The organism is Lysobacter sp. Root604 (assembly GCF_001427505.1).
Classification (GTDB): Bacteria; Pseudomonadota; Gammaproteobacteria; order Xanthomonadales; family Xanthomonadaceae; genus Lysobacter.
This window is the reverse complement of record NZ_LMGS01000012.1, coordinates 61343-85496: the sequence shown is the minus strand read 5'-3', so window position 1 is coordinate 85496 and position 24154 is coordinate 61343. Positions and strand designations below refer to the sequence as shown.

Genomic DNA, 24154 nt, shown 5'->3' with positions numbered 1-24154 from the left:
TATGAGCAAGTGGTGGCCCCTGGCCCTGTTGATGTCGATGACCTTCGCGGCCCAGGCCGCGGATACGGCCGCGGCGCCGACGACGGTGACCATCCTCGGCGTCGATCACGCCGCGCAGCTGGTCGCGCCGCGCGATCCGCCGGCGTTGCTGGAGGCCTTCCTGGCGCGGGTGAAGCCCGATGCGATCTGCATCGAGCGCGCGCCGGACGCCTACGCGCGCGGCGACTACTACGAGTTCACCTACGAGGTGCAGGACGTGGTGGTGCCGTATGCGCGCCGCAGCGGGATCGAGCTGTGTCCGATCGATTGGGAGCCGCCGGTCGAAGAGCAGCGCCTGGGTTTCGGCATGGCCCTGGATGCGCCGCCGGAGCTGCGTCTGCTCAAGGGTTTCCCCAGCTTCCTCAGTTTCGGCGCGCAAACGCTGCAGCGCGACTTCTTCCACGCCGACGATCCGGCCAATCTGCAGAAGGTGACGCAGTGGGCCGCGACGCCGGCCGCCAGCGCCAAGAACGATCTGGCGCGCCGTCTGTATTTGTATCGGACCTACATGCAGGCGCGTCGCATTCTGGCCGCCGCGCGCGCGCATCCCGGCGGCCGCGTGGCGGTGGTGGTCGGCGAATTCCACAAGCACGATATCGAGGCGATCCTGAAGGACGAGCCCGGCCTGCGCCTGGTCCAGCCCTCCAGCTACGGGCGCCCCAGCGCAGCCGATATCGCCGCGCACGACCGGCCCGAGTACCGCACCGCGATCGCCAGCTTCAACCTGCTGGGTCTGCAGTCGCAGTCCGGCCAGGTCGATTACGCCTACGTCGGGCGCGTGCTGGATGCGTTGGACGCCCAGGGCGCCACCGCGCAGACGCGTCTGTTGCGCACGCGTCTGGACCTGTTGCAGGCGCGGATCCGGCGCGAGGATGCGATCGCGCGCTACCGCGCCATCGCCGCCGAAGCCGGCGATGCGCGCTTCGCCTGGAACGGGGTCAAGGACGCCGCGCGCGTGGACTCCTACTTCGATCCGTTCGGCAATCTGGATGTGCGCCGGCGCGCGCTGCTGGAGGCGGCGCGCGAGACCTGGGCGCTGGGCGATGCCGCCGCCGCTCAGGCGCTGTTCGATGCCTGCGCCGACGGCCTGAGCCCGCGCCAGCGCCACCAGCTGCGCGGCTATTGGGAGCGCGACGTGGCGATCGCGGCGGTTAAGCAGCCTTAGCGTCCGCAAGCGGCTATTCTCGCGGTCTTGAAGGAGACCGCCATGCGCCTGCCGATCCTGCTGTTGAGCCTTGCCGCCATGTCCAGCCCCGCCGCTCTCGCCCAGACCCCGCCCAGCGGCGAACGCCCGATCGCGCTGGTGATCCACGGCGGCGCCGGCTTCGTGCCACGCGACGCGCTGAGCGAGGCCGACCGCAAGGCCGCGCATGCCGATCTCAATCGCGCCCTGGACGCCGGTTACGGCGTGCTCCAGGGCGGCGGCAGCGCGTTGGACGCGGTGTCGGCGGTGGTGGTGGTGCTGGAGGATTCGCCGATCTTCAACGCCGGCAAGGGCGCGGTGTTCAACGCCCGCGGCGGCCACGAACTCGACGCCTCGATCATGGAAGGCCACACCCGCCGCGCCGGCGCGGTCGCCGGCGTCACCACGATCAAGAACCCGATCAAGCTGGCGCGCGCGGTGATGGAACACAGCCCGCACGTGATGCTGGCCGGCGCGGGCGCGGAAGCCTTCGCCGATACCCGGGCCGAGATCGAGCGCGTGCCCAACACGTATTTCGATACGCCCAAGCGCCGCCAGCAGTTGGAGAAGGCGCAGCGCGAGGAAGCGGCGAAGGGCAAGCGCGAGGCCAACGCGGCCGTCGATCCGGGCAAGTACTTCGGCACGGTGGGCGCGGTCGCGCTGGATCGCCAGGGCCATATCGCCGCGGCCACCAGCACCGGCGGCATGACCAACAAGCGCTACGGCCGCGTCGGCGATTCGCCGGTGATCGGCGCCGGCACCTGGGCCGACGACCGCTGCGGCGTGTCCGGCACCGGCTGGGGCGAGTACTACATCCGCTACAACGCCGCCCACGACATCTGCGCGCGCGTGGCCTACCGCGGCGACAGCCTGCAGGCGGCGGCCGACGAGGTCATCAACAAGCTCATTCCCGCCGCCGGCGGCGACGGCGGCGCGATCGCGCTGGACCGCGAAGGCCATATCGCGATGCCGTTCAACAGCGGCAGCATGTTCCGCGGCTGGGTGAAGCCGGACGGGAGCCGGGGGACGGCGATCCACGAAGAGGAGTGAGGTTCGCAAGCCCCTCCCCCGCAACGCGGGAGAGGGATTGGGGCGGGGGCCGGCGCAGGCGCGTAAGTCCACCCAGTCGCCGCCCTCATCCGCCCGCAGCCTGTGCTGAGCCTGCCGAAAGGCGCACCTACTCGGCCCAGCCCTTCCTTCGGTCGCCGCGCGCGGGAGAAGGGAAGATCAAAGGCCCGTCGCCCTCACGCCCCCTGCTGCGACGACCACTCCTGCATCCGCGCCTGCATGTCCTCCTCCGACACGTCCTCGACGTGCGTGGCCAGGGTCCACTTGTGGCCGAAGGGATCGACGATGGTGCCGGTGCGGTCGCCCCAGAACTGGTTCTGCAGGGGCTTGTCGACTTTGCCGCCGGCCTGGGTCGCCTGGGCGAACGCGGCATCGGCGTCGTCGACGTAGATCATGAAGGCGGTGGTGGCGCCGCCGCGGGTCCTGGGGCTGAGCGCGTTCATTTCGGGCCACTCGTCGGACAGCATGATCACGCTGTCGCCGATGCGGATTTCGGCGTGGCCGATCTTGTCGCCCATGGGCAGGCGGTAGATCTCGGTCGCGTTCAAGGCGCGCACGTAGAAATCGATGGCGGCGTTGGCGTCGTGCACGATCACGTAGGGCGTGACGCTGTGGTAGCCATCGGGGCGGGGCTGTACGGCCATGTCGGTGTCTCCGTGAGTGGTGGGTTCGGCGCGGCGCGGCGTGCGCGAAGGCCCGATGCGCCGGGGCGGATCGAAGCGGACGCGGTGCTGCCCGGGCGCAGATGCTGAACCGCGCGATTCTCACAGGCTGCGACTGCGGGCCGGCCGGGCAGGCCGCAGGCGGGCCGGATTCGACGCTTCGGCCCGCAGCGCCGACCCGGATGGGCGCAAGGCGTTTCGGTCGGTCAGGGGCGGGCAGGCTAGCGCCGGCCGCGCTAAGCGGGCGCGAAGCCGGGCCTGGGCCCGCGTTAACCGGATCCGGCACGGTCGCCGCCGGGGCGGCCGAGCGGGGCTTATGGCAAAATCCATGCCCTGTAGCGGCCGCCGGCTGCGCCCCGCCGGCCCGTCCGGAGAGAGCCCGACCCTCATGCCCATGACCGAGCAGTCCCGCCGCGGCCGCGCCGCCGCGCCGTCCGTCTTGCCGCAACCGGCCAGTCGCGCCGGCGTCGTTCCCCCTTCCGCTCCCTGAGGCCGCCATGGCAGACGAATTCGGCCACCTGCCGCGCGGTCCCGCGCGCATCCTCAAGGCGACGATGTGGTCCATGCAGGGCCTGCGCGCGGCCTGGCTGCACGAATCCTCGTTCCGGCTCGAGGTCTATCTGTTCGTGGTGCTGGCCCCGCTGGGCTGGTGGCTGGGCCAGACCCCGGTCGAGCGCGTGCTGCTGATCGGCTCGATGTTGCTGGTGCTGAGCATCGAACTGTTGAACTCGGCCGTGGAAGCGGTGATCGAACGCTACGGCCCGGAGTTCCACGAGCTCGCCGGCCGCGCCAAGGACATGGGGTCGGCGGCGGTGTTCGTATTGATGATGAACGTGTTGCTGACCTGGGGCGCGATCGTCGTGCCGCGCCTGTTCTGAGCGCAACCGTGCCCTAATCCGCCGCGCGCATCGCGCGCAGCCCCCGTTTTGTAAGCCTAGGAAACCCGCTAGTGATTGAGCTGCTAACCGATCCGCAAGTCTGGATCACCCTGGTCACCCTGAGCGCGATCGAGATCGTGCTGGGCATCGACAACCTCGTCTTCATCTCGATCGCGGTCAGCAAGCTGCCGTACGCGCAACGCGAGAAGGCCCGCAAGTTCGGCATCGCGGTGGCCTGCATCACGCGCATCGCGCTGCTGCTGACCCTGGCCTGGTTGGCCGGCCTGACCAGCGATCTGTTCTCGGTATTCGGCCAGGGCATCTCGGTGCGCGACCTGGTCCTGATCCTGGGCGGCGCCTTCCTGCTGGTGAAGGGCTCGATGGAAATGCGCGACATGATCGTCGGCGCGGGCGAGTCCGAGGACGTGCACTCCAAGCCGGCGGCCTCGTTCATGGCGGTGATCGCGCAGATCGCGGTGATCGACATCGTGTTCTCGCTGGACTCGGTGATCGCCGCGGTCGGCATGGCCAGCCACACCCCGGTGATGGTCGCGGCGATCCTGCTGGCGGTGGCGGTGATGCTGCTGGCCTCCAAGCCGCTGGGTGAGTTCATCGACCGCAACCCGACCATCAAGATGCTGGCCCTGGCCTTCATCGTCCTGGTCGGCGTGTACCTGGTCGCCGACGGTTTCGAGTTGCACATCCCGAAGGGCTACATCTACGGCGCGATGGGTTTCTCGGCCCTGGTCGAGTGCCTCAACCTGTGGGCCAAGCGCCGCGCCATGGCGCGGGTTCAGCCCGACTGAGGCAGACGCGCCCGCACGGCGCCGCCCACGCGGCGGCGCCGCGATCGCGACGCGACCCTCACACGGCGTCCATTGCAAGCGTGGGGCGCGGGTGGTGCAATGCGCCATCCTCACGAAGGAGTTGCGCCATGCGTAAGCTCATGATGTCCCTGCTGCTGGTCGCGGCGGCCGCCCTGCTCAGCGGTTGCGGCTACAACACCATCCAGCAGAAGGACGAAGCGGTGAAGGCGTCCTGGTCGCAGGTGCTCAACGTCTACAAGCGACGTGCCGATCTGGTGCCCAACCTGGTCGCGACCGTGAAGGGCTACGCCAGCCACGAGCAGCAGGTGCTGACCCAGGTGACCGAGGCGCGCGCCAAGGTCGGCAGCATCAACGTCAACGCCGACGATCCGGCCTCGGTGGAGCAGTTCCAGCAGGCCCAGGGCGAACTCAAGAGCGCGATCGGCCGCCTGCTGGTGGTCAGCGAGAACTATCCGCAGCTCAAGGCCGACCAGAACTTCCTGCAGCTGCAGGCGCAGTTGGAAGGCACCGAGAACCGCATCACGGTGGAGCGTCAGCGCTACATCCAGTCGGTGCAGGACTACAACACCTACGTGCGCTCGTTCCCGCAGAACCTGACCGCGATGATGTTCGGCTACAAGGCCAAGCCCAACTTCTCGGTCGAGAACGAGCAGCAGATCCAGGAAGCGCCCAAGGTCGACTTCGGCCAGCCGGCCGCGCAGCCCGCGCCGCAGCCGGCGCCCGCGCAGCAGCAGCCGGCGCCGGCGGGCTGATCGGCGCGGCGGCGGACGCCGGGCGATGAAGCGCGCATTCGCGAACACCGGCCGCGCCCTGGCGCGCGGCTGGTGCGCGTTGCTGCTGCTATGGCTGGTCTGCGCGGTCGCGCAGGCGCAGACGCTGGCGCCGATCCCGGCCCTGGATACGCCGGTGATCGACACCACCGGCACCCTCGACGCCGCCACCCGCCAGAACCTGGAAGCGCAGGCGCGCGCGCTGCAACAGCGCAAGGGCAGCCAACTGCAGGTGCTGGTGGTGCCGACCACCCAGCCCGAAGACATCGCCCAGTACGCGGTGCGCGCGTTCGAGCAGTGGAAGATCGGCCGCAAGGGCGTCGACGACGGCGTCCTGCTGGTGGTCGCCAAGGAAGACCGGCGGGTCCGCATCGAGGTCGGTTACGGCCTGGAAGGCGCGATCCCCGACGCCACCGCCAGCCGCGTGATCCAGGAATATCTGGTGCCGCATTTCCGCAGCGGCGACTACGCCGGCGGCATCACCGAGGCCAGCGCGGCGCTGACCAAGCTCATCGACGGCGAGCCCTTGCCGGCGCCGATGGCGGACAACCGCGGCGACCAGGGCGGCGGCGGCGAGAGTTTTCTGATGGCCTTGTTCGTGGCCTTCATCGTGGCCCAGGTCGCGCGCGGCATTTTCGGCAGCGCGCCGCGGCCGCTGCGCGCCCTGCTCGGCGCCGGCGCTGCCGGCGGCGTGGCCTGGCTGATTTCCTCGCTGTTGCTGGTCGGCGGCATCGGCGCGGTGATCGGTTTCGTGATCGGCCTGATCAGCACGCCGCGCGGCGGCCGTTTCGCCCGCGACGCGGGCTGGGGCGGTTGGGGCGGTGGCGGCGGCGGTTGGGGAGGCGGCGGTTTCGGCGGCGGTGGCGGTGGCGGCGGCTGGTCCGGTGGCGGCGGCATGAGCGGAGGCGGTGGCGCCTCCGGTAGCTGGTGACGGAGACCACGCCCATGCGCCTGCTCAAACACCTGTTCGCGCCCTCGGCCACGCGCCTGTTCCCCGAGCCCTTGTTGCGGCGCATCGCCGCGGCGATCGCGGCCAGCGAGCTGCGCCACACCGGCGAGATCTGTTTCGCGGTCGAGCCCGCGCTGCACCCGCGCGCGGTCTGGGCCGGCCGCCAGGCGCGCGCCGCGGCCATGGACGCGTTTGCGCAGTTGCGGGTCTGGGACACGCGCGCCAACAACGGCGTGCTGCTGTACCTGCTGCTGGCCGATCACCGCATCGAGATCGTCGCCGACCGCGGCTTCGAGGGCCGGGTCAGCGCCGAGCAGTGGCGCGGGGTCTGCCAGCTGGTCGAGGAACGCTTGCGCTCGGGCGATGCCGAGGCCGCCGTGCTGGGCGGGATCGAGGCGCTGTCGGCGCTGCTGGCCGAGCACTACCCGCGCGCGGACGGCGATCAGGACGTCAACGAGCTGCCGGATCTGCCGCGGATTCTTTGATCGGGGCTTGAAGGCCGCAGCCGTGGGGTAGGAGCGGCGTGAGCCGCGACCGCGCCACCTCATCGGCCGCGCCGCCCGCAGGGCGTCCGGTCGCGACTCACGTCGCTCCTACCCTAAAGCGACTAGCGGGGCCCCCGCCGAGCGGCGCGACGGCCGCGACGCTCCGTTTCGCCGCAATCGCCTTCCGGTCACGGCCGGGCAAGGCACGCGCCATGCCCCTCGGGCACAATACCGGCATCCCCAAACCGCCGGGTCGCTACGCCGCATGATCTACCTGCACCAGATCGATCCGATCGCCATCCGTCTCGGCCCGCTGCAAGTGCATTGGTACGGGATCATGTACCTGATCGGCTTCGGCCTGGCCTGGTGGCTGGGGCAGCGCCGGGTGCGCGCCGGGCGCCTGCCGGGCGTGAGCGAACAGGCCTACGGCGACCTGTTGTTCTACGCCATGCTCGGCGTGGTGCTGGGCGGCCGTTTCGGCTACGTGCTGTTCTACGCCTTCGGCGATCTGCTGCAGGACCCGCTGATGCTGTTCCGCATTTGGGAAGGCGGCATGAGCTTCCACGGCGGCCTGCTGGGCGTGATGGCCGCGGCGCTGTGGTGGGCGCGCAAGCAGCGCCTGCATTTCTTCGACGTGATGGATTTCGTCGCCCCGCTGGTGCCGCCGGGCCTGGGCTTCGGCCGCCTGGGCAACTACATCGGCGGCGAGCTCTGGGGCAAGTTCACCGAGGCCGGCTGGGGCGTGATCTTCCCGCGCGCGCCGGAGTTCGGTAACTGGACCGCGCAGCAGATCCAGAGCCAGTACGCGACCGGCGCGCTCAACCATTTCGCGCGCCATCCCTCGCAGCTCTATCAGGCCGCGCTCGAGGGCCTGACCATGTTCGTGCTGCTGTGGTGGTTCTCCAGCAAGCCGCGTCCGCGTTATGCGGTGTCGGGCCTGTTCGCGCTGCTGTACGGCTGCTTCCGTTTCCTGGTCGAGTTCGTGCGCGTGCCCGACGCCAAGCCCGGCTACATCGCCTTCGGCTGGCTGACCATGGGCCAGTTGCTGAGCGTGCCGCTGATCCTGCTGGGCCTGTACTGGCTGTGGCTGTCGCGCCGCTCGCCGACCCTGCAACCGCAAGCCGTCGCGCCGAAGGAGGGCTGACCGATGCGCCAATACCTCGACCTGCTGCGGCACGTGCTGGAACACGGCAGCGAAAAATCCGACCGCACCGGCACCGGCACGCGCAGCGTGTTCGGCTGGCAGCTGCGTTTCGATCTGAATCAGGGTTTCCCGCTGGTCACGACCAAAAAGCTGCACCTGCGATCGATCGTGCACGAGCTGCTGTGGTTCCTGCAGGGCGACACCAATGTCGCTTACCTGAAAGACAACAAGGTCGGCATCTGGGACGAATGGGCCGACGCCGACGGCGAGCTGGGCCCGGTCTACGGCAAGCAGTGGCGGCGCTGGGCCGGCGCCGACGGCGTCGAGATCGACCAGATCCGCTGGGTGATCGACGAGATCAAGCGCAATCCCGATTCGCGCCGCCTGATCGTCAGCGCCTGGAACGTCGCCGACCTGCCGCGCATGGCGCTGATGCCCTGCCACACTATGTTTCAGTTCTACGTCGCCGACGGCAGGCTCAGCTGCCAGCTCTATCAGCGCAGCGGCGACATCTTCCTGGGCGTGCCGTTCAACATCGCCAGCTACGCGCTGCTGACCCACATGGTCGCGCAGGTCTGCGGGCTGGGCGTGGGCGATTTCGTGCACACCCTGGGCGACGCGCACCTGTACTCCAACCATTACGAGCAGGCGCGCGAGCAGCTGTCGCGCGAGCCGCGCGCGCTGCCGACGCTGAGGCTGAATCCGCAGGTAACCGACGTCTTCGGTTTCCGCTACGACGACATCGCGATCGAACACTACGACCCCTTGCCGGCGATCAAGGCGCCGGTCGCGGTCTGAGGGCTTAGCCCCGGGGGAGGGCGCATGAGGGGACGAGGATCCGTCACCGCCGCCTGGGCGCTGGGCCTGGTCGCGGCGCTGTGCGCGACCGCGCTGCTGGCCGCCGATCCGGAGCCGGCCCGCGCCGACGGTCCCGCCGGCAGCATCCGCCTGCCGGTCGGCATCGAGGCCGAGCCGCCGGCATTGCAGACCACCGGCAGCGGCCCGCGCAGCAGCCAGGTCCTGCGCCACACCCGCAACGGCAAGACCGCGCAGGCGAGCCTGCTGCAATCCTGCGCGAGCGCGCCGCCGGACCTACGCAGCGAGAAGAACCTCGAGATCCTGATGCAGGGACTGGCCGTGATGCAGCGCCAGACCCTGGGCAAGGTCAACGGCTGGGTGACGCTGGGCGAACGACGCGCCTACCGCATGGACTCGGTGCGCGACGGTGGCGGCGCCGCGACGATGTGGATGGCGCCCATGGGCGAGAAGATGGCGGTGCTGCGCTACGAGCGCCCGGCCGATTTCGCGCTCGACGACGAGATGATCGCGGCGATCGAAAGGATGGAATTGCGATGCGGTTCGCCGCCCTGAGCCGGGCCGCGTTCGCGGCCTTGCTGGCGGCGGCGCTGTGGCTGCCGGCCGCATCCGCGCAGACCGCGGACGACGAGCGCGCGCTGGCCGCCCGCGCTTACGCGCGTATCCAGCCGGCGCTGCGCGAAATGATGAAGAAGGCCTATGCGGACAGCCTGGCCAGCGGCGAGCCCAGCGCGCTCGACGGCTGCGAAGCCGCCTCCAAGCGGCAGGCGCGCGCCGATCTCGAGCGCGACACCACGGCGCTGGTGTTGGAGCTGTTCTTCAGCGAACAGATGCAGCGGCGCGTGGAGGACATCCTGGTGGACGTCTACGATGCCGAGCAACTGCGCATGACCGCCGAGGGCGGCAATGCGCCGTCGCGTCCGGAGCAGTCGGCCAAGATAGCCAGTTCGTTCCGCGAGCTGAGTGCGGATTTCCTGCGCAGCGTCAGCCAGGACAGCCGCTTCGCCACCGCCATGGTCGATGCGCTGCAAAACGCGCGCGCGCAGTTGAAGCGATGCCGCGCGGAGCAGGGCGCGGGTTGAGCATGCCGTTAACGGGGAGCGGCGGGCGCGTGGCCGTGCCGTCGCAACAGATCGCTATCACTACGAGGGGAAGTGCAGTGTCGAATTTCAAGGGGATGGTGTCCGCCGGCGCGCTCGCGTTGGCCATCGTGGTAGGCCTGGGCAGCGCGCAGGCGGCGACCTCGCCGAAGTACGAGGCCGCGCTGGAACGCTACTACGCGATGACCTACGGCCATCAGATCGAGCAGCTCGGCATCGACGAGCTGTCGGAGAAGTTCCGCGAGGGCGCGATGTCCAAGCCCGAGGCCAAGGCCTGCCCGGCGCTGGGCAAGGCGATCGATGAGTTCTCCAAGAACGAGTTCCGCAAGGCCATCACCGATTACTTCCATTCGCCGGAGCTCAAGGCGCAGATCCTGGCGGCCATGCGCAAACAGCTGACCGAGGGCGATCTCAACGCCTACCTGGCCTTCGTCGACACGCCGGCCGGCAAGCAGTACCTGCAGCACAGCCAGGCCTCGAACGTCGAGGTCGAAAAGGCCATGACCGAGATGACCGACAAGATGGACGAATCGCCGGCGTTCAAGGCCATGATGACCGACATGGTCACCAAGCTGGTGCCGGTGATGATGACCTGCCCGCGCGACAAGGACTGAACGCGCGAGCCGACGGTGCGTCCCGGGGCGCGGGACGCGGCGGGGGCGGTGCGGGGACGCAGGCATGGTTTCGGACTGAGGTGTGTGGATGAACCCAATAGCGAGTTGGCACCAGGCAGTCGAAGACGCATGCGAGCGCCGCGCCGATCTGGGGCTGCTGATTCTGCGCGTCGCGATCGGCGCGCACCTGATGTTGATGACCCAGGACAACGTGTTCTCGTGGGCGCGCATGCTCGAGTTCCGCGATTTCATGGTCCATCACGGCTTCGCGTTTCCGCTGGTGTGCGCGGTGCTGTCGGTGATCGGCCAGTTCTTCGGCGGCCTGGCCCTGGTGCTGGGCCTGTGCACGCGCTTCGCCGGCCTGGTGATCGCGATCAACTTCGTGGTCGCGGTGTGGATGGTGGATTCGAAAGCGCCGTATCCCGGCGCGTTTCCGGCCCTGGCCCTGGTCGCGGTTGGGCTGTGCCTGATGTTCACCGGCGGCGGACGCTACTCGCTCGACCGCGTCTGGCGTAAGCGGCCATGATGCGCTTGTCGCTGATCGCGGCCTTGGACCACGAGCGCGGCATCGGTCGCGGCAACGAGTTGCCGTGGCGCCTGCCCGACGATCTCAAGCGCTTCAAGGCGCTGACCCTGGGCAAGCCGGTGCTGATGGGGCGCAAGACCGCGCAGTCGCTGGGGCGCGCCCTGCCGGGCCGGCGCAACCTGGTGCTCACGCGTTCGGGCGAGGTGCCGTACGCGGGCATGCAGGCGGTGACCTCGGTGGAGGAAGCGCTCGCGCTCGCGCACGAGGACGGCGCGTCGGAGCTGTGCGTGATCGGCGGTGGCGAAATCTACACGCTGTGCCTGCCGGCCGCGACCCATCTGCACCTGACTTATGTCGACACCGTGGTCGCCGACGCGGATGCGCATTTCCCGCGCTTCGACACCCAGGAATGGCGCGTGCTCGCGCGCGAACATCACGCTGCCGACGAGCGCCACGCCTTCGCGTTCGAATTCGTCGACTACGCGCGTATCGGCATGGATGCCTGAGGCCAGGACCCCGGCCTCGCACCATCGACCCCGTAGGATGCGGTGAGCCGCAGGCGAACCGCATCACCGCGACGGAGCGGGAGACGGCGATGGTGCGGTTGTCACCGCACCCTACGGCTGGCGTAGCCGCAGCGACATCCACCGCTCTCGTAGGATGCGGTGAGCCTTAGGCGAACCCCATCGCCGCACAGAGSGGGGAYGGCGATGSTGCGGTTRTCACCGCACCCTACGGCTSGCGTAGCCGCGGCGACACCCACCGCTCTCGTAGGATGCGGTGAGCCTTAGGCGAACCGCATCGCCGCGCGGATTCGGATGGGGCGATGGTGTGGTTGCCGCCGCATCCGACGACCACCGCATCCGCTCACTCCTCACTCCTCACCGCTCACTCCTGCTTCACCGCCGCCAACACCGGCCGGTAATGCCCGGTGATCTCGTAGGCGAACAACAGATCGCCCTCCTCGGTGCCGCGGGCGATGTTGTGCAGGATCAGCGGATCGCCGCGCCAGCCTTTGCGGTCGGAGACGATGCCGATGTGCGGGGTGCCGCCGCCCAGGTCCCAGGTGACCAGGTCGCCCGGGCGGTAATCGATGGCGCGATCGCTGACGGTCTGCTGCCAGCCCTGGCGTTCGAACCAGCGCCGCAGGTTGGGCACGCGGCGGTGGTCGATGCTGCGGTCGGTGCCGCGCGCGCCCCAGCTTTGCGGATAGCGCGCGAAGTTCGCGCGCATGTCCTCATGCACGGCCTGTTGCAGGTCCAGGCCCTGCGCGCGCAGGGCGCGGATCACCACGTCGGTGCACACGCCGCGGTCGGCGGCGACATCGCCGCCGGGGTAATCCAGGCGCACATAGGTGGGGTCGTAGTAGCGCACCACGCCGACCTGGGCGCGCGCCGCGCGCACCAACGGATGGGTGGGCGCGCTCGCGCGCGCAGGCGCGGGCGGCGCGGCGGCGGGCGCCTGCGCGGCCGCAGGCTGGGCAGGACTGTCGTTGGAGCGGTCCGCGCATGCCGCGCAGGCCGCGGCCAGCAAGGCGACGGCCGCGTAGCGCAGCAGCGTCGCGATGCGCGGCGTCATGCCGGTCGCGGCGGACGCGGCTTGGGCGGATTGGCCGGCACGTCGCGGCCCGGCACCTGCACGATGCGCAACTCGTCGGTGTCCAGCTGCAGGGCGGTGAGCTTGCCGCCCCAGACCGCGCCCGTATCGATGGCATGCACGCCGTGGCCGATGAACAAGCCCAGCGTCGACCAGTGGCCGCACACGATCTTGAGGTCGCGCTCGACCCGGCCCGGCACTTCGTACCAGGGGTACAGGCCGACCGGCTGGGTGCCCGGGCTGCCCTTGTCCTCGAATGCGATGCGGCCGCGCGGCGTGCAATAACGCAGACGGGTGAAGATGTTGATGATCGCGCGGTGGCGATCGATGCCGGCCAGCTTGGGGTTCCAGGCCGGGCGGTCGCCGTACATGTTCTTGAGCAGGCGCTGGTACTGATCGCTGTGCAGGCGCTCTTCGATCTCGCGCGCGTGGCGTTCGGCCAGTTGGGTGGTCCACTTCGGCGCCAGGCCGGCGTGCACCATCATCCAGCCCAGCGAGCGGTCGGCGTGGACCAGCTTCTGCCGGCGCAGCCAGCCCAGCAGTTCGTCGCGATCCTGGGCCAGCACGATGCGCTGCAGATCGGGATTGACCTTGCGCTGCTCTTCCTCGCGGCGTTCGCCGATCGCCAGCAGCGACAGGTCGTGGTTGCCCAGCACGACCACGCTGTTGGCGCGCAGCGAGTGCACCAGACGCAGGGTCTCCAGCGACTGTCCGCCGCGGTTGACCAGGTCGCCGCAGAACCACAGCGTGTCGCGGGCGGGGTCGAAATTGATCCGCTCCAGCAATCGCTGGGTGGGGTCGTAGCAGCCTTGCAGGTCGCCGATGGCCCAGACGCTCATATCCGATCGTTCCGTGCCGTCAGTGCAGGGTGCGCGGCACGGTCAGGGTGAAGGCCGGGATCGGCGCTTCGAAGCGGGTGCCGTCGTCGGCGACCATCGCATAGCTGCCCTCCATCGTGCCCAGGCTGGTTTCCAGCACCGCACCGGAGGTGTACTCGAAGTCCTCGCCCGGACGCAGCCAGGGTTGCTCGCCGACCACGCCTTCGCCCTCGACCTCCTGGACCTTGCCGTTGGCGTCGGTGATCACCCAGTGGCGCGAGAGCAGGCGCGCGGGCACGCGCCCGGCGTTGCGGATGTTGATGGTGTAGGCAAAGACGTAGCGGTCCTGCTCCGGCTCGGACTGATCGTCGAGGTAGCGGGTGGCGACGGCGATGTCGAAAGCGTAGTCGTGGCGGTGTTCCATGCAGGCAGTGTAAGCAAAGCGGGCATGAAGCGGGAATGAGCATTCGCGTACCAGGTCGCGATGCGGGCGCGCCGGCGCGGTCGGAGACCGTATCGACGCCCGTCAGAACCGGTATTCCGGCTCAGTTTTCCGGTGCAAGGCCCTTGAGCGAATTCGCCAGGCGCACGAAATCGGCGACCTCGATCTGCTCGGCGCGCGCATCGGGGCGCACGCCGGCGGCTTCGATCGCGGCCGCGTCGCAGATCTGCGACAGCGCGTTGCGCAAGGTCTTGCGGCGTTGGCCGAAGGCATCGCGCACCACCCGCGCGAAGCGCGCGTGGTCGTCGATGCCGATGCGCTCGGGCGCGCGCGGGATCAGCCGCACCACCGCCGAATCCACCTTCGGCGGCGGCCGGAACGCGGCCGGCGGCACGTCGAACAGGGCGGTGACCTCGCAGTAGGCCTGCAGCATCACCCCGAGCCGGCCGTAGACCTTGCTGCCGGGGCCGGCCGCCATGCGGTCGACGACTTCCTTCTGCAGCATGAAGTGCATGTCGACGATCGCCTCGGCGTGTTCCAAGGCATGGAACAGGATCGGCGAGGACAGGTTGTAGGGCAGGTTGCCGACCAGGCGGATCGGCCCGTTGTTGTGGGCCAGCGCGCCGAAATCGACGGTGAGCACGTCGCGGTGTATGACCTCGAGCGTGCCGTGGGCGCGCGCGCCCTCGGTGAGCGGGAAGATCAGGTCGCGGTCGAACTCGATCACGGTCAGCTCGCCGTGGCGGTCCAGCAGCGGGAAGGTGATCGCGCCCTGGCCGGGGCCGATCTCGACCAGGCGGTCGCCGGGCTGCGGATCCACCGCCTGCACGATCATCGCGATGATGTCGCGGTCGTGCAGGAAGTGCTGGCCAAGGTGCTTCTTGGCGTCGGCGGTGAAGCCTTTGGCGTGGGCTTTGGCCGTGCCGGTCATGACGGTGCTCCGTGCTGGCGGGTGCGCGCGATGCGGGCGCAGGTCTCGGCCGCGGCGATCAGGCTGGAAGGGTCGGCCAGGCCGCGACCGGCCAGGTCCAGGGCGGTGCCGTGGTCGACGGCGACGCGCGGGTAGGGCAGGCCCAGGGTCAGGTTCACCGCGCGCTCGAAGCCACTGTACTTGAGTACCGGCAGGCCCTGGTCGTGGTACATGGCCACCACCGCATCGAAGCCGCGCAGCTTGGCCGGCAGGAAGGCGGTGTCGGCCGGCAGCGGGCCGATGAGGTTCAGGCCCTGGGCGCGCAGTTGCGCCAACACCGGTTCGATGACCTCGATCTCCTCGCGCCCCAGATGCCCGGCCTCGCCCGCGTGCGGGTTGAGCCCGAGCACCGCGATGGCCGGTTCGGCGATGCCGAAATCGGCGCGCAGGGCGGCGTGGACGATGCGCAGGGTGCGCGTCAACGGCTCGGCCTGGATCGCGTCGGCGACCGCGCGCAGCGGCAGATGGGTGGTCGCCAGGGCGACCCGGACCAGGTCGTTGGCCAGCATCATCACCACCTCGCAGCCGGCCTGGGCGGCCAGCAGCTCGGTGGTGCCGGTGTAGGGAATGCCGCCCTCGTTGATCGCGGCCTTGTGCACCGGGCCGGTGACCAGGCCGTCGTAATCGCTGCGCAGGCAGCCCTGGGCCGCCTCGTGCAGGGCCCGGATCACCGCGCCGGCGTTGGCGGGGTCGGGGCTGCCGAACGCGGGCAGGCTGGCCTGTTCGATCTCGACCAGGGACAGCTCGCCCGGCCGCAAGGCCGCCTGTTCGGGCGGCAGCAGCTTCAGGGGCAGGTTCAGGGCTTCGGCCGCGGCGCGCAGGCTGCGCGGGTCGGCGTAGGCGGTCAGGGCGTAGTCGCGCGGGCGCTGGATCAGCCGCAGGCACAGCTCCGGCCCGACGCCGGCCGGCTCGCCCGGCACCAGCGCGAGCCGGGGAGGGTGCACTCAGCCGCCGCTGGCGGGCGCGGTGGGCGCTGCGGGCGCGTCGGTAGCGGCGGCCTTGCCGACGCGGATGTCGATGAAGGCTTCGCCGCGCTTCTCGCGCAGGAAGCGGTTCCACTCATCCTCAAGCTTGCGCCGGCCGATCGTTTCCTGGACCTGGGCGCGGCGGTTGCGGTCGCCGACGTCGGTCTGACGGCTGCCGGTGCGCTCGACGATGTGCCAGCCGGCCGGGGTGCGGATCGGCTGCGAGATCTGGTTGTCCTGCAGACCGGCGACGGCGCCGCCGAACTCGGGGCCGAACTCGTCCTGGGTGAACCAGCCGAGGTCGCCGCCCTTGGCGCGCGAATTCAGGTCTTCGCTGTCCTTGACCACTTCGTCGAAGGCGGCGCCGCCGGCCAGACGCGCGCGCAGGGTCTCGGCCTTGGCCTTGGCCTGCGCTTCGGTGACGGTGTCGGTGACGCGGACCAGGATGTGGCGGGCCTTGTACTGGGTGACCATGGCCGGCGCGGCCTGCGAGGCGTCGCGGGTCTCGACCAGCTTGAGCAGCTGGAAGCCGCTGGGGCCGCGGATCGGCGCGGTCACCTGGCCGGCGCTCATGTTGCGCATCAGCTCGGCGAAGGCGTTCGGGATTTCGTCGGTGCTACGCCAGCCCAGGTCGCCGCCTTCCAGCGCGTTGGGGCTGTCGGAGTAGCGCACCGCGGCCGCGGCGAAGTCCATCTCGCCCTTGTCGATCAGGGCCTTCACGCCCTCGATCTTCTTCTGGGCGGTGGCGATCTGCTCGGCGGTGGCGCCCTCGGGCAGGCCGACCAGGATGTGGGCCAGGTGGTACTGGGTGCCGGAATTGGCCTGCGCGGCCAGGGCGGCGTCGATCTCGGCGTCGCTGACCGACACGCGGGTCTGGGCGAAGCGCTGACGCAGGCGCTGGGTCAGCAGTTCGTCGCGGATCGAGGCGCGGAATTCGTTGTAGCTGCCGCCGTCGCGGGCCAGCTGCTGGCGCAGCTGCTCCAGGCTGATGCGGTTCTGCTGGGCGATGCCGCCGATGGCCTGGTCGACTTCCTGGTCGGTCACGCGCACGCCGCTGTTTTGGGCGTAGGCGACCTGGATCTTGAGCAGGATCAGGCGCTCGAGCACCTGCCGTTCCAGCACGTCGCGCGGCGGCAGCTGGTTCTCGCGGCCGGCGTACTGGGCCAGGATGTTGGTCACGGCGCGGTCGAGTTCGGTGCGCAGGACCACGTCCTCGTCCACCACCGCGGCGATACGATCGATCGGCTGCACTTCCTGGGCGGACGCCGCGCCGATGGGCAGCAGCACCCCGCCGGACAGCACGCCGACGGCCAGCACACAAGCGAGTAGTTTCTTCATAGGGTCGGGTCGGGGGTGGGATCGGTCTGGCCGCGGGTCACGGACGAGGGCGGCACGAGATAAAGATCGTCGCGATCGTAGCCGAGAATAGCACGGCGCAATACCCGCTCCGTGTTCTGTCCGGCCGAGCCTAGGCCCTTGAGTTCGAACTCGACCTGAAGCGAACTATTGAGGTCGCCGGAGCGGTCGCGCAGGTAGCGGCGGGCGACCACGCGCACCGCCAGACAGCAGCTTTCCCACTGCAGGCCGGCGATCTGTTCCAGCGGTTTCTTGTCCAGCAACGAGTAGTAGTAGCGGCCGACCACGCTCCAGTTTTCGTTGATCGGATACAGAAACGACAGGTCGGCCTGCTCCAGCAGATCCTTGCGCGTGACCGGGTTGCGGCGGTAGCGGTAGCCGATGTTGACGATGCCGGCGTCGCCGAACAAATAGCGCGCGCGCAGGCTGGCCAGGTCCTGGCCGCTGAACTTGGGGTTGTACTGGTAGGTGCCGTTGATGGTCCAGCGGTCGCTGGGCGAGACGCTGACGTCGGCGACCCAGGCCGACTTGCCCTGTTCGATCGGGCTTTCGCCGGGCACGGTGACCCGGCTGTCGTCGAAGTACTGGATCTGGCCGATGCTGGCCGACAGCCGCTCGCGGCCGTCGTCCTCGCTGATCAGGCGCGTGGTCAGGGCCACGGTGAGCTGGTTGGCGTCGGTCTGGCGGTCGGCGCCGCTGTAGCGGTTTTCGCGGAACAGCTGGCCCCAGCTGAAGGTCATGGGGTCGGTGTCGAAGATCGGCAGGCCGTCCTGGTTGCGATAGGGCGCGCGCAGGTAGAACAGGCGCGGCTCCAGCGTATGCAGGTAGCGGTCGCCGCGGATTTCGGTGTCGCGGTCGAAGTACAGGCCGGCGTCGACCGAGGTGATCGGCAGGCTGCGGTTGGGCGACTTGTCGTAGAAACGCGCGTCCATGTCCGGCGTGTAGGCAATGCCCTGCTGCTGGGCGTAGGCGCGCGCGTTGGTGGTCGCCAGTTCGCGCGCCTTGGCCGCTTCCAGCTCGTAGGCGGTGTAGCGGAAGGCCAGCTTGGGCCGGATGAACCAGCTCGCGCCTTCCAGCGGCAAGGAGATGTAGGGCTTGACGTCGAAACGGCTGCCGCCGGGCAGGGCCACGTCGCGCGAGACCCGCTTACCGTCGGCCTGGGCGTAGCGCACGATTTCGTCGGTGTGCTGGAAGCGCACCAGCTCGGAGTCGACGCCGGCCTCGAACCAGCGGCCGAACGGCTGCGCCCAGCGGAAGTAGGCGCGCGGCAGGCGGTCGTAGGGCAGGCTGCGTTCGGTCAGGGTGTAGTCGGCGAGCTGGTAGTGGTCGGCCATGACGCCGGCTTCCCAGTGGCGGCCGCGGCCGTACAGGCCGATGTCGCTGCGGATCGAGTACGCGGACACGCCGTACAGGCTGTTGCTGAAGTCCTGCAGGTAGTACTTGTCGCTGACCCAGGCCAGGTTGGTCGAGGCGTACCAGTTGCCGTCCAGGCTGTGGCTGGCCTTGAGCGCGAACTGGCCGCGGTTGTCGTCGGGCAGTTCCTCGGGGCGCAGCGCCAGGTCGGCGTAATCGGTATAGCGCGACGGCCGGTCGCCCGGCAGCTTGTCGCTGGGCATGAAGTTGGCGTAGACCTCGCCCTTGCCGTCCGGGTACAGCCAGCGGAACTCGCCGCCGAGCACGCCGCCGCGCTTGGCCATGATGCGCGGGTACAAGGTGGCGTCGTAGTTCGGCGCCAGGTTGAGGTAGATCGGCTGCTTGTAGTCGAAGCCGTTCTTGCCCGACAGCGAGATCGCCGGATACAGCAGGCCGGTCTGGCGGCGCTCGTCGATCGGGAACTTGAACCAGGGCACGTACAGCACCGGCACCTTGCCGATGCGCAGGGTCGCGTTGTGGGCGACGCCGAAGCCGTCCTCGGTATCCAAGTCGATCTGGCGCGAACGCAGTTCCCACACGCGCTGGTTGGGCGGGCAGGTCGAATAGGTGGAGCCGACCAGCTTGCCCTTGGCGCCGGTGAGGTCGATGCGCTCGGCGCCGCCGTTGCCGCGGCGCTGGGTCAGCTGGTACTGCACGTCCTCGATGCGGTGGGTGTCGGCGTTCTGGTCGCCGGACGCGCGCTGCGCGGTCATGCGCATGCCGTTGTCCTGGTAGCGCACGTTGCCGTCGGCGGTGTATTTGCCGGTGTTCTCGTTGTAGGACAGCTTGTCGGTGCCGATGAACTGGTCGCCGCGGCTGAGCTTGACGTTGTCCTGGACGACGATGTTCTCGTCGTCGCCGGCGCGTTCGAGCACGCCGCCGTCGATATCGGTGGGGGTGCTGGTGCGTTGCTCGGCGGTGCCGACCGGGGTGGGCGCGTCGGTGAACGCGGGCACCACATCCTGGATCGGGCACAGGCCCCAGTTCTCCTCGTCGTCGCCGGAGGCGGCCTGGGCAGGCAGCGCGAGGGCGATGCACAGCGACAAGGGAAGCAGGCGTAGGGGTTTGTGCACGCGGCCATCCGGCGAACAGAAATCGGCCGTTAGCTTGCCGCATCCCTTGCAGGGGGGCAACGCGAAACGCGGGCCGCGGGCCCGCGTCGTTCATTTTGCGAGCGCGGACGGCCGCCGCGGGGCCCGCGCGGGCGCCCTGCGGGGGGCGCGGGCGGACGCGGCCCCAACGCCGGATACAGCGCCGCCCGGCCGTGATGCGGCCGGGCGGCGGATGCGGCATGGCACGCGGACTGCGCCGCGCCCGGGCTCAGGGCTGGCCGGTGCGCGGCGGCGCGCCGTCGCCCTTCAGGTAGGTGTCGAGGAAGTTCAGGATCTTGCCGTAGCCCTCGATCTGGTTCTTTTTCTTGCTGAAGCCATGGCCTTCGTCGTCGAACACGACGTACTCCACCGGCACGCCGTTCTTGCGCACCGCGGCCACGATCTCGTCGGACTCGGGCTTGATCACGCGCGGGTCGTTGGCGCCCTGCAGCACCATCAGCGGCTTGTTGATCTTGTCGGCGTGGAACAGCGGCGAGGTCGCGATCAGGAAATCGCGCTGGGTGGCCGGATCGCCGATCTCCTTGTACAGCGCCAGGCGGAAGCTTTCCCAGTACGGCGGGATGCTCTCCAGCGTGCGCAGCCAGTTGGTCACGCCGAAGATGTCGACGCCGACCTTGAACTCGTCGGGATGGAAGGCCAGCGCGGCCACGGTCATGTAGCCGCCGTAGCTGCCGCCGATGATGCCGATGCGGTCCGGGTCGACGTAGTCCAGCGACTGCAGGTACTTCTTGGCCGAGATCGTGTCCTGCAGCGGCTCGCGGCCGTGCTTGCCGTCGTCGGCGGCGAAGAAGGTCTTGCCGTAGCCGGAGCTGCCGCGGTTGTTGATGCCCAGCACCACGTAGCCGTGGTTGGCCAGGTACTGGATCACCGCGCTGTGCGCGCGCGTGGTCTGGCCGCCCGGGCCGCCGTGCACCCACACCAGCGCCGGCGCCTTGGCCTGCGCAGTGGCCTGGTGCGGCTTCCACAGGATGTTCGGGATCGCCATGCCGTCGAAGCTCTTGAAACGCACCACGCTGGAGTCGACCAGATCGGTCGCGGCGATGGCGGGATTGAGCGACCGGGTCAGCTGCTTGGGCTGGCCGCCGAAGCTGAGCGTGTACAGGTCGTTGGGCTGGCGGTCGCCGTTGAGGTAGAACGCCATGCGCTTTTCCGAACGCGAGATGCTGACGTTGCGGATCTCCCCGGCCGGCAGCTTGGGCAGCGCGACCGGCTTGCCGCTGGCGTAGTCGAACACCTGGATCGCGGTGCTGCCGTCCTGGTTGATCGCCACCACGCGGTATTTGCCGTCGTGGGAGAAATAGTTGTCGGTGATGTCCCAGTCGGTCTTCTGGACCGGCTCGTGCTTCCAGGTGCCGACCTCGACCCGGCGCAGCTGCGCGAACTCGCTTTGGTCGTTGGCGGTGTAGTACAGCCACTTGGAGTCGGGGCTGAAGTCCTGGCCGGTGAACATGGCTTCGCCGGTGTGCGCGGAGACCTTGGTGGCCTGGCCGCCGCCCAGCTCGGCCACGAACAGGTCGGCGTCGTTGGTGGTGGTGGGCTTGGCCAGGGCGATCCAGCGGCCGTCGGCCGAGATCGGGCCGAGCTGGTAGGCGTCGGCGTTGCGATAGACCAGCTCGCGCGCATAGTCGCCGCTGGCGTAGCGGTACAGGTCGAACACCTTGGGGTCGCGTTCGTTGCTGCTGACGTAGAAGTGCTTGCCGTCGTGGCTGAAGCCTTCGAACGAGGCCTTGAGCTTGTCGCCCGGGGTGAGGTCGCGCTCCTTGCCGTCGGCGCCGATCACGTAGAGGTGATTGAGCTCGTTGCCGCCCTGATCGCGGGTGAACAGCACGCGGTCGTCGTGCGGGAAATAGGCCACCGCATAGGTGCTGTCGACCGTCGAGCGGGTCACCGGCGTCCATTCGCCGCCTTCCACCGGCATCGAATAGGCGTTCCAGATGCCGGACTTGTTGGACGAGAACAGCAGCCGCGATTCGTCGGCCGAGAACGAGGCGCCGGCCACGCCGACGGTGTCGATGAAGTCCTGGATGCGGTACTGCTTGGACGGCAGCGCCGTCGCGGGCGTGGCCGCGGTCGCGGTCGCGGGCGTCGCGGCGGTAGCGGTCGTGACGGGGATCAGCGCGGCCAGCGCCAGGGCCAGGGCGAGCGGGGTGCGGGAGAAACCGGAGCGTGTCATGGAACGGTCCTTGTAGGCAGTCGCGGAAACGGTGGCGCGGCCACGGACCGGGTCCGTCGCCGCGAGGGAAGGCGATTGCGAATATAGGCCGGCCGGCGCCGCCGCGGTTAGCCCGGGCCGGCGGTTGCGATCAGCGCGCAGGCGCCAGCAGCGCGCCCACGTGGGCCACCGCGCATTCGCGCAGGGCGGCCAGGTCGTAACCGCCTTCGAGCATGGAAACCACGCGCCCCAACGCATGTTTGTCGGCGATCGCGACCAGTTCGGCGGTGATCCACCGGTAGTCGTCGCCGTCCAGTTCCAGTTGCGCGAGCGGGTCGCGCCGGTGGGCGTCGAAGCCGGCCGAGATCAGCACCAGCTGCGGCCGGAACGCGTCGATCGCAGGCAGCAGGCGCTCGCGCCAGACCTTGCGAAAGGTCTCGCTGCCGGCGCCGGGCGGCAGCGGCGCGTTGATGATGTTGCCGATCCCGCGCTCGTCGGCGTAGCCGGTGTCGGGGTAGAGCGGCATCTGGTGCGAGCTCACGTACAGCACGCGCGGATCGGTGTCGAAGATCGCCTGGGTGCCGTTGCCGTGGTGGACGTCGAAGTCGATCACCGCCACCCGCGCCAGGCCGTGCTTGTCGCAGGCATGGGCGGCGGCGACGGCAATGTTGTTGAACAGGCAGAAGCCCATCGCGGCCGAGCCGGTGGCGTGGTGGCCGGGCGGGCGCACCGCGCAGAACACGCGCGTCTCCTCGCCCTTGAGCACCGCGTCGACCGCGGCCACGCCGGCGCCGGCCGCGCGCAGGGCGGCTTCGGCCGAGCCCGGCGCGAGCACGGTGTCGGGATCCAGTTGCATCGGCCCGTCCAGCGGCGTGTCCAGCACCAGCGCCAGCAGGGCGTCGTCGTGCGCGCGCAGCAACTGGCCGCGGCTGGCGCTGGGCGCCTCGCGCCAATCCAGCCCGTCGAAGGATTCGCGCAGGGCCTCGGTGACCGCGACCAGACGCAGCGGCCGCTCGGCATGACCCGGACCCGGGTCGTGGCGCGTGCAGGCCGGATGCGTGTAGACGCGCATCGCTAGCCCTTGCGGCGCTCGTGGTTCCACAGCACCTCGCCGTGGCCGCTGGAACGCGCCAGCACGCGGGCCAGCACGAACAACAGGTCGGAGAGGCGGTTGAGATAACGCACGGCCTCGGGGCGCACGTCTTCCAGGCGCGACAACGCCACCGTCTCGCGCTCGGCGCGGCGGACCACGGTGCGCGCGATGTGGCAGCGCGCCGCGGCTTCGCCGCCGCCGGGCAGGATGAAGTCCTTCAGCGGCGGCAGGTCTTCGTTATGCGCGTCCAGCCACTGCTCGAGGCGATCGATGTCGGCATCGAAGATCGCGGCGTGGCCGGGGATGCACAGCTCACCGCCGAGGTCGAACATCTGGTGCTGGATCGCGACCAGCTGGCCGCGGATCGCGTCCGGCAGCTCGCTGGCCAGGACCAGGCCGATCGTCGAGTTGGCCTCGTCGACCGTGCCGTAGGCGCCGACCCGCGCCGAATCCTTGGCCACGCGGCTGCCGTCACCCAGGCCGGTGCTGCCGTCGTCGCCGGTGCGGGTGTAGATCTTGGAGAGACGGTTGCCCATCGCCCGACGCGGATCAGCGCGGCTTGGCGACGTCGGCGTTGGCCGTCGTCGGCTTGACCGCCGCGACGACGATCGCGTGCACGGCCGCGGCGATGCCGACGTAGGTGGCGGCGGTCTGCATGTAGGGCAGCAGCCACTGCACGTAGTTCGCGGCCCAGCCGGCGACGGTCTTCTCGGCCACCGAGGCCGACAGCCAGTAGAAGCTGCCCTGGCTGAGCAACTGGCAGACCAGGGTCGAGGCGACCAGCGCCACCGCGGTCACCGCCAGGGTGCGCCAGCTGCGCGAGTAATGGCGCGCGACGAACAGGCCGCCGGCCCACATCGCGAAGTAGGCCGGCACCAGGAACCAGTACGCGGCCGACACGCAGTAGTGCTGCCAGAAGCTCTGGCCCTGGCCGGTGATGACCGCGTAGTCCACCGCCACCGCCAGCGCCATCAGGGCCGGGAACGCCCAGCGCGTCCACTGGCGCAGGTAGAAGCCGCCGATGAAGAACACCGCCCAGGAGGCGTCCGGGATCGGCGCCCAGTGATTGACGCGTGTGGCGACCATCAACAAGGCCAGCAGGGCGAGGATCAGACTGCGTTGGGTGGTGGGCTTCATGGCTAAGGCTCCCGACGCCGGACTGGCGCGCCAATCCCG

General features: G+C 69.6%; 26 protein-coding genes. 14 read left to right on the top strand and 12 right to left on the bottom strand.

Annotated elements, in window-relative coordinates; all coding sequences use genetic code 11:
* Window position 1: 1 nt before the first annotated feature.
* Window positions 2-1204 carry a hypothetical protein gene (locus ASD69_RS18990; protein ID WP_056182217.1) on the top strand — a complete coding sequence of 401 codons (1203 nt, stop codon included), beginning with the start codon at window positions 2-4 and terminating at the stop codon, window positions 1202-1204.
* Window positions 1205-1246: 42 nt separating this feature from the next.
* Window positions 1247-2272 (top strand): isoaspartyl peptidase/L-asparaginase, encoded by a 1026-nt coding sequence (locus tag ASD69_RS18985; protein WP_082576656.1) that lies wholly within the window; start codon window positions 1247-1249, stop codon window positions 2270-2272.
* A gap of 194 nt (window positions 2273-2466) precedes the next feature.
* Here the strand turns inward: ASD69_RS18985 and ASD69_RS18980 are convergent, their stop codons facing one another.
* Complete coding sequence (locus ASD69_RS18980) at window positions 2467-2934, bottom strand: VOC family protein (protein WP_056182215.1); 468 nt, start codon at window positions 2932-2934, stop codon at window positions 2467-2469.
* A gap of 515 nt (window positions 2935-3449) precedes the next feature.
* Here ASD69_RS18980 and ASD69_RS18975 point away from each other — a divergent pair.
* From ASD69_RS18975 to ASD69_RS18920, 12 genes are all read left to right on the top strand, one after another.
* Complete coding sequence (locus ASD69_RS18975) at window positions 3450-3830, top strand: diacylglycerol kinase (protein ID WP_056182212.1); 381 nt, start codon at window positions 3450-3452, stop codon at window positions 3828-3830.
* Between the two features lie 71 nt (window positions 3831-3901).
* Window positions 3902-4636 carry a TerC family protein gene (locus ASD69_RS18970; RefSeq protein WP_056182210.1) on the top strand — a complete coding sequence of 245 codons (735 nt, stop codon included), beginning with the start codon at window positions 3902-3904 and terminating at the stop codon, window positions 4634-4636.
* Between the two features lie 128 nt (window positions 4637-4764).
* The gene (locus ASD69_RS18965; protein ID WP_056182207.1) at window positions 4765-5409 is read left to right on the top strand and encodes a LemA family protein; all 645 of its coding nucleotides are present in this window, start codon (window positions 4765-4767) and stop codon (window positions 5407-5409) included.
* 25 nt (window positions 5410-5434) lie between these two features.
* Window positions 5435-6358, top strand: a complete 924-nt coding sequence (locus ASD69_RS18960) for a YgcG family protein (RefSeq protein WP_056182204.1) — start codon at window positions 5435-5437, stop codon at window positions 6356-6358.
* 14 nt (window positions 6359-6372) lie between these two features.
* The gene (locus ASD69_RS18955) at window positions 6373-6861 is read left to right on the top strand and encodes a TPM domain-containing protein (RefSeq protein WP_056182557.1); all 489 of its coding nucleotides are present in this window, start codon (window positions 6373-6375) and stop codon (window positions 6859-6861) included.
* A gap of 265 nt (window positions 6862-7126) precedes the next feature.
* Entirely contained in the window at window positions 7127-8005 is an 879-nt protein-coding gene (gene lgt / locus ASD69_RS22125) for a prolipoprotein diacylglyceryl transferase (RefSeq protein ID WP_056182201.1), read from the top strand.
* 3 nt (window positions 8006-8008) lie between these two features.
* On the top strand, window positions 8009-8803 hold the full coding sequence (locus ASD69_RS22120; RefSeq protein ID WP_056182199.1) for a thymidylate synthase: 795 nt from the start codon (window positions 8009-8011) through the stop codon (window positions 8801-8803).
* A gap of 24 nt (window positions 8804-8827) precedes the next feature.
* The gene (locus ASD69_RS18940; protein ID WP_056182196.1) at window positions 8828-9376 is read left to right on the top strand and encodes a hypothetical protein; all 549 of its coding nucleotides are present in this window, start codon (window positions 8828-8830) and stop codon (window positions 9374-9376) included.
* Window positions 9358-9903, top strand: a complete 546-nt coding sequence (locus tag ASD69_RS18935; RefSeq protein WP_056182193.1) for a hypothetical protein — start codon at window positions 9358-9360, stop codon at window positions 9901-9903. Before ASD69_RS18940 ends, ASD69_RS18935 begins: the two co-directional genes overlap by 19 nt.
* Before the next feature lie 77 nt (window positions 9904-9980).
* Window positions 9981-10535: a DUF2059 domain-containing protein gene (locus ASD69_RS18930; protein WP_056182191.1), complete on the top strand. Its 555-nt coding sequence runs from the start codon at window positions 9981-9983 to the stop codon at window positions 10533-10535.
* Between the two features lie 88 nt (window positions 10536-10623).
* The gene (locus tag ASD69_RS18925) at window positions 10624-11061 is read left to right on the top strand and encodes a DoxX family protein (protein WP_056182188.1); all 438 of its coding nucleotides are present in this window, start codon (window positions 10624-10626) and stop codon (window positions 11059-11061) included.
* Complete coding sequence (locus ASD69_RS18920) at window positions 11061-11567, top strand: dihydrofolate reductase (protein ID WP_056182554.1); 507 nt, start codon at window positions 11061-11063, stop codon at window positions 11565-11567. The genes ASD69_RS18925 and ASD69_RS18920 overlap by 1 nt, the downstream gene beginning before the upstream one ends.
* A gap of 382 nt (window positions 11568-11949) precedes the next feature.
* Here ASD69_RS18920 and ASD69_RS18915 read toward each other — a convergent pair whose 3' ends face one another.
* The 11 genes from ASD69_RS18915 to ASD69_RS18865 all read right to left on the bottom strand — a co-directional run bounded on the left by ASD69_RS18915 (window position 11950) and on the right by ASD69_RS18865 (window position 24115).
* The gene (locus tag ASD69_RS18915; RefSeq protein WP_056182184.1) at window positions 11950-12639 is read right to left on the bottom strand and encodes a DUF1287 domain-containing protein; all 690 of its coding nucleotides are present in this window, start codon (window positions 12637-12639) and stop codon (window positions 11950-11952) included.
* Complete coding sequence (locus ASD69_RS18910; RefSeq protein WP_082576641.1) at window positions 12636-13496, bottom strand: symmetrical bis(5'-nucleosyl)-tetraphosphatase; 861 nt, start codon at window positions 13494-13496, stop codon at window positions 12636-12638. Before ASD69_RS18910 ends, ASD69_RS18915 begins: the two co-directional genes overlap by 4 nt.
* A gap of 19 nt (window positions 13497-13515) precedes the next feature.
* A complete protein-coding gene (gene apaG / locus ASD69_RS18905) occupies window positions 13516-13899 on the bottom strand; it encodes a Co2+/Mg2+ efflux protein ApaG (protein ID WP_055900614.1) in 384 nt (127 codons plus the stop codon).
* Between the two features lie 121 nt (window positions 13900-14020).
* Window positions 14021-14848: a 16S rRNA (adenine(1518)-N(6)/adenine(1519)-N(6))-dimethyltransferase RsmA gene (gene rsmA / locus ASD69_RS18900; RefSeq protein WP_056182180.1), complete on the bottom strand. Its 828-nt coding sequence runs from the start codon at window positions 14846-14848 to the stop codon at window positions 14021-14023.
* The gene (gene pdxA / locus ASD69_RS18895) at window positions 14845-15831 is read right to left on the bottom strand and encodes a 4-hydroxythreonine-4-phosphate dehydrogenase PdxA (protein WP_056182176.1); all 987 of its coding nucleotides are present in this window, start codon (window positions 15829-15831) and stop codon (window positions 14845-14847) included. Before pdxA ends, rsmA begins: the two co-directional genes overlap by 4 nt.
* Window positions 15832-17190 (bottom strand): peptidylprolyl isomerase, encoded by a 1359-nt coding sequence (locus tag ASD69_RS18890; protein WP_056182170.1) that lies wholly within the window; start codon window positions 17188-17190, stop codon window positions 15832-15834.
* Entirely contained in the window at window positions 17187-19694 is a 2508-nt protein-coding gene (gene lptD, locus ASD69_RS18885; protein ID WP_056182168.1) for an LPS-assembly protein LptD, read from the bottom strand. The genes ASD69_RS18890 and lptD overlap by 4 nt, the downstream gene beginning before the upstream one ends.
* Window positions 19695-19941: 247 nt before the next feature.
* Complete coding sequence (locus ASD69_RS18880; protein ID WP_056182165.1) at window positions 19942-21906, bottom strand: alpha/beta fold hydrolase; 1965 nt, start codon at window positions 21904-21906, stop codon at window positions 19942-19944.
* Between the two features lie 130 nt (window positions 21907-22036).
* Window positions 22037-22957 (bottom strand): histone deacetylase family protein, encoded by a 921-nt coding sequence (locus tag ASD69_RS18875; RefSeq protein ID WP_056182161.1) that lies wholly within the window; start codon window positions 22955-22957, stop codon window positions 22037-22039.
* Window positions 22958-22959: 2 nt separating this feature from the next.
* Entirely contained in the window at window positions 22960-23514 is a 555-nt protein-coding gene (locus tag ASD69_RS18870; protein WP_056182157.1) for a cob(I)yrinic acid a,c-diamide adenosyltransferase, read from the bottom strand.
* A 13-nt stretch (window positions 23515-23527) separates the two neighbouring features.
* On the bottom strand, window positions 23528-24115 hold the full coding sequence (locus tag ASD69_RS18865; RefSeq protein WP_056182154.1) for a hypothetical protein: 588 nt from the start codon (window positions 24113-24115) through the stop codon (window positions 23528-23530).
* Window positions 24116-24154 lie beyond the last annotated feature (39 nt).

Excerpts from the sequence above, each read along its gene's own strand:
- ASD69_RS18990 (WP_056182217.1), top strand. The coding sequence starts at position 2 with ATGAGCAAGTGGTGGCCCCTGGCCCTGTTGATGTCGATGACCTTCGCG.
- ASD69_RS18985 (WP_082576656.1), top strand. The coding sequence starts at position 1,247 with ATGCGCCTGCCGATCCTGCTGTTGAGCCTTGCCGCCATGTCCAGCCCC.
- ASD69_RS18980 (WP_056182215.1), bottom strand. The coding sequence starts at position 2,934 with ATGGCCGTACAGCCCCGCCCCGATGGCTACCACAGCGTCACGCCCTAC.
- ASD69_RS18940 (WP_056182196.1), top strand. The coding sequence starts at position 8,828 with ATGAGGGGACGAGGATCCGTCACCGCCGCCTGGGCGCTGGGCCTGGTC.
- ASD69_RS18875 (WP_056182161.1), bottom strand. The coding sequence starts at position 22,957 with ATGCGCGTCTACACGCATCCGGCCTGCACGCGCCACGACCCGGGTCCG.
- ASD69_RS18865 (WP_056182154.1), bottom strand. The coding sequence starts at position 24,115 with ATGAAGCCCACCACCCAACGCAGTCTGATCCTCGCCCTGCTGGCCTTG.
- lgt (WP_056182201.1), top strand. The coding sequence starts at position 7,127 with ATGATCTACCTGCACCAGATCGATCCGATCGCCATCCGTCTCGGCCCG.
- ASD69_RS18890 (WP_056182170.1), bottom strand. The coding sequence starts at position 17,190 with ATGAAGAAACTACTCGCTTGTGTGCTGGCCGTCGGCGTGCTGTCCGGC.
- ASD69_RS18925 (WP_056182188.1), top strand. The coding sequence starts at position 10,624 with ATGAACCCAATAGCGAGTTGGCACCAGGCAGTCGAAGACGCATGCGAG.
- ASD69_RS18870 (WP_056182157.1), bottom strand. The coding sequence starts at position 23,514 with ATGGGCAACCGTCTCTCCAAGATCTACACCCGCACCGGCGACGACGGC.
- ASD69_RS18955 (WP_056182557.1), top strand. The coding sequence starts at position 6,373 with ATGCGCCTGCTCAAACACCTGTTCGCGCCCTCGGCCACGCGCCTGTTC.
- ASD69_RS18935 (WP_056182193.1), top strand. The coding sequence starts at position 9,358 with ATGCGGTTCGCCGCCCTGAGCCGGGCCGCGTTCGCGGCCTTGCTGGCG.
- ASD69_RS18915 (WP_056182184.1), bottom strand. The coding sequence starts at position 12,639 with ATGACGCCGCGCATCGCGACGCTGCTGCGCTACGCGGCCGTCGCCTTG.
- apaG (WP_055900614.1), bottom strand. The coding sequence starts at position 13,899 with ATGGAACACCGCCACGACTACGCTTTCGACATCGCCGTCGCCACCCGC.
- ASD69_RS18920 (WP_056182554.1), top strand. The coding sequence starts at position 11,061 with ATGCGCTTGTCGCTGATCGCGGCCTTGGACCACGAGCGCGGCATCGGT.
- ASD69_RS22120 (WP_056182199.1), top strand. The coding sequence starts at position 8,009 with ATGCGCCAATACCTCGACCTGCTGCGGCACGTGCTGGAACACGGCAGC.
- ASD69_RS18975 (WP_056182212.1), top strand. The coding sequence starts at position 3,450 with ATGGCAGACGAATTCGGCCACCTGCCGCGCGGTCCCGCGCGCATCCTC.
- rsmA (WP_056182180.1), bottom strand. The coding sequence starts at position 14,848 with ATGACCGGCACGGCCAAAGCCCACGCCAAAGGCTTCACCGCCGACGCC.
- ASD69_RS18880 (WP_056182165.1), bottom strand. The coding sequence starts at position 21,906 with ATGACACGCTCCGGTTTCTCCCGCACCCCGCTCGCCCTGGCCCTGGCG.
- ASD69_RS18960 (WP_056182204.1), top strand. The coding sequence starts at position 5,435 with ATGAAGCGCGCATTCGCGAACACCGGCCGCGCCCTGGCGCGCGGCTGG.
- ASD69_RS18910 (WP_082576641.1), bottom strand. The coding sequence starts at position 13,496 with ATGAGCGTCTGGGCCATCGGCGACCTGCAAGGCTGCTACGACCCCACC.
- ASD69_RS18965 (WP_056182207.1), top strand. The coding sequence starts at position 4,765 with ATGCGTAAGCTCATGATGTCCCTGCTGCTGGTCGCGGCGGCCGCCCTG.